The organism is Geomonas sp. (assembly GCF_056994735.1).
The window spans coordinates 1-2,047 of sequence record NZ_JBXKJL010000468.1; the positions used below are offsets into that span (position 1 = coordinate 1).

Consider the following 2,047-nt stretch of genomic DNA (forward strand, 5'->3'; position numbering starts at 1 on the left):
GATTGCCTTCCAAATCCGATCTCCCATGAACGACCAGCTTATAGGAGGCATTATCGGCGCCCTGATCACTGGCCTCGTTGGGCCTACGATAACTCTCTTTGTGAAGAAGAGGCTCGATGAACGAGCCGGGGAGCTTAAGGAATTGGAGTTCGATAGAGTCCTATCGGGTGCTTGGGAGGGGGAGGAGGTCCAGGAAGCAGGACAGGACGATAAGCCGGTTGCATTTGTGGCATATCTTGATATGAATATGAAGATGAACGCATTGGAAGGGAAATATGTGAGACTTCTCGCTGATCACCACCGATAGAGCGGGGGTGCCAAGTCGTTTTGCTCTTGAAAGATAGGGCCTGCATCCCGGTGAATGAGGGTGTTCTGAGTCCCCACCACCGGAGATGCAGACTATGGGCACCGAAGCACCCACGACGATCGTTATACCCGTTCACTGCGCCCCCCAGAAGGCCCCATGCCCGACGTGCGGCAAGCACGGCCGTCGCAAGCGGAAAGTGCTCCGCAAGGTGCGCACCGTCGCCTACAAGGCCATCGCCTCTCTGGAGATCACCTGCGGCGAGTACGCCGCCCGTTGCGACTGCTGCAAGACCTTCCGCAACACCCCCGAGGGTGTCCTTCCCAAAGCCCTCTACGACAACAAGGTCCGCGACCTGGTCCTCGATCGCATCCTCAAGGACGAGATGAACGTCGAACAGACCTTGGAGTCGCTCCGTCGGGAATACCTCCTTGATCTGTCCACGGGCTTTGTCTATGACGTGCTCCACGGCCATGCCGAAGGTCTCGACATGGCCGCGCATCGCCGCATGGTCCTGGAGCGATTCAGCGGCACCCTTTGCGTCGACGAGTTGCACCTGGGTCGCTTCACCTTGCTCTTGGCTACCGACCCGCTCTCGGACCTGCCCGTGGCCTTCGCCTTGGTCGCCGCCAATGACCAGGATCACATGCGTCGGTTCCTCCAGAACCTGAAGAATTGGGGCTTGAATCCCAAGGTCGTGGTGACCGACGGCTCGAACCTGTACCCCGCGGTGCTGGAGGAGCTCTGGTCGGACGCCGATCATCAGCTGTGCGTCTTTCACGTGATCAAGGATATCAACAAGCTCATCCTGGATGCCGTGCGGCGGTTGCGGACGGCGATGGGCCGGCGGGGCAAGGCCGGGCGGAAGAAGAAGCGGGGCCGCAAGGGCGCCAAGTCCAGGGGGGCCGCCTCCCGCCGGGGCCTGTCAGTCAAGGAGAAGGCGAAGTTCGTCTTCAAGCGTCGTCACCTGATCGTCAAACGCCGGGAGAATCTCACCGAGTCGGAACGCGGCGACCTAGAGCGGATGCATGAATACTTGCCCGCGCTGACGACGTTGCGCCGGTTCGCCGATCGGATCTACTGGTTGTTCGACACGCCCAAGGACTTCCACCAAGCCGGCTGCCGCCGGGCGGCGATCGTGCGCCATTCGGACTTTCAAGCCGTACCGGAGTTGGTCAAGGCGCTGGACCAGTTGAGCGCCGAGAAGTTCCCCAAGGTGATGGCGTATCTGAAGAACCCGCTGAGCCGTCGGGTGCGGACGAACAATCACGTGGAGCGGACCAACCGGATGTTCCGGTTCCTGGAGAAGGTGCGGTACAAATGGCGGCGGCGGAAGACGCGGGTGCGGTTCGTGGTGATGAAACTCGACGCCCTCTGGACCCATTGGTCGCCCCCCGAGGCCAAAGCCAAGACGCTCCCCCCGCCGAAACAGCTCAAGCAACGCCAACCGCAACGGGATGATGGATTACAACCACGTCAGGTCGCGTGAAATTGCGGTGGTGTTGAGTGAGAAGTGTCAAAAAAACGCGAGGGAGGATGGTGGGCGAAACATGGAGAGATGATGGCTGACTGGTGCGAGAACTATTTGACGGTTGAAGCCCCGAAGGAAGCGAAGGACGCGATTGAAGAGTTCCTGGAATTCGCTGCTGGAGAGAGCCCGTTCGATTTTAGTCGGTTCATCCCCTATCCGGAAGAATTCCAACGACTGGACGAAATCACCGAGGCTTGGGACAGGGAGCACGC

The 2,047-nt window shown here is 59.8% G+C and carries 3 protein-coding genes; all 3 read left to right on the forward strand.

The window, feature by feature from the left end; all coding sequences use genetic code 11:
- A partial coding sequence (locus AC11W3_RS20110) for a hypothetical protein (protein WP_484093630.1) occupies positions 1–307 on the forward strand: 307 nt, incomplete at its 5' end.
- Between the two features lie 94 nt (positions 308–401).
- Positions 402–1,793 carry a transposase gene (locus tag AC11W3_RS20115; protein WP_484093631.1) on the forward strand — a complete coding sequence of 464 codons (1,392 nt, stop codon included), beginning with the start codon at positions 402–404 and terminating at the stop codon, positions 1,791–1,793.
- Positions 1,794–1,865: 72 nt separating this feature from the next.
- The coding region (locus AC11W3_RS20120) for a hypothetical protein (protein ID WP_484093632.1) at positions 1,866–2,047 on the forward strand (182 nt) is incomplete at its 3' end.

Bases quoted from the DNA above. Each gene is read 5' to 3' on its own strand.
- AC11W3_RS20115 (WP_484093631.1), top strand. From the start codon at position 402: ATGGGCACCGAAGCACCCACGACGATCGTTATACCCGTTCACTGCGCC.